Origin of the sequence: Psychrobacter sp. (genome assembly GCF_018260395.1) — a bacterium.
Classification (GTDB): domain Bacteria; phylum Pseudomonadota; class Gammaproteobacteria; order Pseudomonadales; family Moraxellaceae; genus Psychrobacter.
This window is the reverse complement of the sequence record NZ_JAGLBC010000174.1, coordinates 1-4238: the sequence shown is the minus strand read 5'-3', so window position 1 is coordinate 4238 and position 4238 is coordinate 1. Positions and strand designations below refer to the sequence as shown.

The 4238-nt window shown below is 38.2% G+C and carries 1 protein-coding gene; it reads right to left on the bottom strand.

The genetic code is table 11. The features are described from left to right. Nucleotides 1-201: 201 nt before the first annotated feature. On the bottom strand, nucleotides 202-3819 hold the full coding sequence (dnaE, locus tag QZ265_RS10005; protein ID WP_296405803.1) for a DNA polymerase III subunit alpha: 3618 nt from the start codon (nucleotides 3817-3819) through the stop codon (nucleotides 202-204). Nucleotides 3820-4238 lie beyond the last annotated feature (419 nt).

Sequence of the window (4238 nt, the reverse complement as noted above, 5' to 3'; positions counted from 1 at the left end):
AAATACTGTAATTTAATATTGAAATAAAAAAGAGTTTAAAATAAAAGGGCTTAAACATCGTTAAATGCTCAAGCCCATTTATATTAGTAAAAGGTTATAAGTCGTTGAAACTAAGGTGAAATACTCTATTCTTTGCTGATATTTCACATTGTATAAATGCAGTTGTTTATAGCATTAATTTATACCTTGAGAGTTTCTTTTTTATAAGTAATGAAAATAAAGATTATCACTATCAATCATGGTACTTAGCGTCATCAAATTATCATCAGTCGGGTAGAGTCGCCAGTCGTCATTAAGGCTGACACTAGCGATAGCAAACTGCGTATAGACGTTAAGCGAAATAGGTATACAACCATCATTGTCTAATGCAGTTACTGGATTAGTTACCATGCTACTATCATTATTATAGTACCCTTCAATGCCACTATTTTCATCGTTACTATCTTCAATGACTGGTGCGCTAAAAATAGGTATTCGATCTAACTGTGCAGGTTTTAAGATAGGTAGTAGAGCATTTAATAATTGAGTATCTTCAGAATGAATCTTGATACTAATTTTCTTAATCCAGCGCTGTCGACACTCAAGGAGCGTGTAAGCATTGTCCAATCTGGCAAATAAACGGCCATCTCGGTCGCGTATCCCTCCCTTTATGACAATAACCTCATCTACTTTTAACTTATCTTTAATACGATTAAATCGTTCTGCATAACAGCTGACTTCAAGTCTAGCTGTGCCGTCATCTAGAGTGATAACGCAGCGGTTTCCAAAGTTAGCTATATCCATAATTAAACCTGCAAACATAGTACTACCGTTATAGCCAGTATCTGATAAGTTATCCAAACGTGCATTGCTTGTATAGACTGCGACCTCTTTACGATATTGGTCAATAGGATGCCCTGTAAGGTAAAGACCAAGAGTGTCTTTTTCGGCTTTTAGACGGTGCTTATCGCCCCAAATTAAATCCGAGCCTGTAGGTAAAGGGGGGGAGGTGGTGGCATTGTCCAATTCACTGAACAGATCCATTATCCCCATTTCATTGTTTTGACGCTCTTGTTCTGCAGCTTGAACCGCACTTGGTAATTGTGCCATCAATGCGCCACGGATTTGATGACGCTGGTCTGACTCTAGATCAGGTCGAAGAGTGATTGCAAAGTCATCAAAGCAGCCAGATTTTATTAATGCTTCTAAGGTACGTTTATTAACTTTTTTGATATCTACCCGTCGACAGAAATCATAAAGGTCAGTGTATGGCCCCCCTAAGCTTCTAGACTGTACAATTGATTCAACCGCACCTTCACCTACACCTTTAATAGCGCCTAATCCATAAATAATATTGGTTGGATTATCAGCTACAAAGTGCCATTCACTCCGGTTAACCGATGGATTATCAACGCTCAAACCAAAGTTTTCACGACAATCATTGATAAAGAACACCACATTATCAGTATTGTTCATATCTGAAGTTAGAACAGCTGCCATAAATTCAGCAGGGTAGTAATGTTTTAAATAAGCAGTCTGATAGGCAAGCACACCATAAGCGGCTGAATGCGACTTGTTAAAGCCATAGCCTGCAAATTTCTCCATCAAATCAAACACACCACCTGATACCACGGGGTCAATACCTTGCTCCGTTGCACCAGAAACAAAAATATTACGTTGTTTGGCCATTTCTTCTGGTTTTTTCTTACCCATGGCACGGCGTAACATATCAGCACCGCCTAAGCTATAGCCCGCCATTACCTGAGATATCTGCATCACCTGTTCTTGATAAACAATTACACCATTAGTATTTTCTAAAATAGGTTCTAGGTTAGGGTGGTCATAAACCACCTCTTCACGGCCATGTTTACGGTCAATGTACATCTCAACCATGCCAGCATCTAAGGGACCTGGACGGTATAACGCACACATTGCAATAACATCTTCGATATTCGTAGGTTGCAATTTTGCTAGGTATTTTTTCATACCGGAACTTTCTAATTGAAATACCGCAGTGGTCTTAGCATCTTGCAACAATTTATAGGCATTTTTATCATCAAGCGGCAAGTCTTCAAGCTCAATTGCGGGCTTGTTTTCAAGAGAGCGCCGCTTATTAATGTTTTTTACAGCAGCATTAATAACGGTTAAATTACGCAGGCCTAAGAAGTCGAATTTAACCAGACCCACTGATTCAACATCATCTTTATCGTATTGACTGACTCGGTGACCTTCTTCATCACAATAAACTGCACTAAAATCTGTAATCTTATTAGGGGCAATCAATACACCCCCAGCATGTTTACCAACGTTACGAGTGATGCCTTCAAGTTTTAATGCCATTTCCCAGATTTCATTTGCATCTTCATAGTCCATGTTATCAGGATTAGACAATAACTCTTTTAATTGAGGTTCTTCAAGCAGTGCATCGCGCAATGTTATACCAGGTGTTTTAGGAATAAGCTTTGAGATTTTATCAGCCAAGCCGTAAGACTTACTTTGCACACGTGCAACGTCACGTACTACAGCCTTTGCAGCCATGGTACCAAAGGTAATAATCTGCGACACAGCCTCACGGCCATATTGACTGGCGACATACTCGATAACACGGTCTCGTCCTTCAATACAAAAATCAATATCAAAGTCAGGCATTGATACTCGTTCTGGATTTAAGAAGCGTTCAAATAGTAAGTCATAGTGTAAGGGATCCAAATCTGTAATATTCAGCGCATAAGCGACAAGCGAGCCCGCTCCAGAACCACGACCTGGTCCCACGGGCACTCCATTGGCTTTCGCCCAGCGAATAAAGTCCATTACAATTAAGAAATAACCTGGGAAACCCATTTCCAAAATAATATTTAGCTCATGCTCAAGCCGCTCATCATAAGGTCTTCTTACCTCAGGCCAAGAATCATCTCGTTTAGATACTGGGTATAATTTATCCAATCGAGCGTTCAAACCACGTTGAGATTCTGATCTAAAAAAAGACTCAATCGTTTCACCTTCAGGGACAGGGAACTCTGGTAATACATTGATCCCTAAAGTTAGAGTAACATTACAACGCTGAGCCAATGTAACCGTATTTTCAATGACCGTAGGAATATCTGAGAATAGTGACTGCATCTGAACCTGAGTCTTTAAGTATTGCTCATTTGAATAGTCATGGGGGCGATTAGGGTCTGCCAATACATATGAGGTCGCAATACAAACGCGTGCTTCATGGGCATCAAAATCATCTTGAACCAAGAAGCGTACGTCGTTATGAGCAACTATAGGAATGTCATGACGATGACCTGCCGTAATGGCATGCTCTATAAAAGTATCCTCGCCCATACGTTTAGTACGTTTGATCGCAAAATACAGACGGTCTTGAAACGCTGATTGATACTCACTAATCAGCTGATGACCACGTTCCGGATTAGACCCCATTAAAGCTTGTCCGACATCTGATTTTTCAGTAAACAATATAATGACACCATCACTATTTGCCATTAAATGCTCTTTGCTAACAATGGGAACGCCTCTATTTTCTGGGTTCATTCGTCCCTCAGTAAAGCCTAATGAGACTATACGAGTAATGCTCTGATAACCCGTATTATCCATTGCTAATAAGGTTAGGCGAGTTGATTCATCATCTAAAATAATCTCAGCACCTATAATAGGTTTAATCCCAGCATCTAGGCAGGCGCGATAAAACTTAACTGTAGCATATAGATTTGATAAGTCTGTCAAGGCCAGTGCCATCTGTTTATCGGCAGCTGCTGCTTTTACTAAATGTTTTATTCGAATAATAGAGTCAGTGATTGAAAACTCACTGTGAATGCCTAAATGTACAAATGCCATATACGCCCTGATGATTTATTAAACTGATTGATCACAACTATGTAAAAAACAAAGTTAGACATAGGTATAAAAATTTTAAGAATTATCACTTAAATTAGATCGAACTCTACCAGTTTCAATAGCTATAGTTTAAGTGAATTAGTAACGAAGGATAGTTATATAAAAGCGGTTTTTATAGAAAATTAAGGTTTAAATAAGAAAATAACTATATCATTTTTCAAGCATTTGAGCTATTTATCAATTAAAAGTAGTCATAAATAAGAAGAGATAAACATCAATTTTTTTAAAAAAATAAAGTCACAAATAATCATTAATACATTTTAAGTAATAAGATTTAATACATACATTGTTTAAAAAATTAATAATTATTTAGGGCGTGTTGAACATTGTGATAAAAAGAAGGTGACAAAAAAATAGCA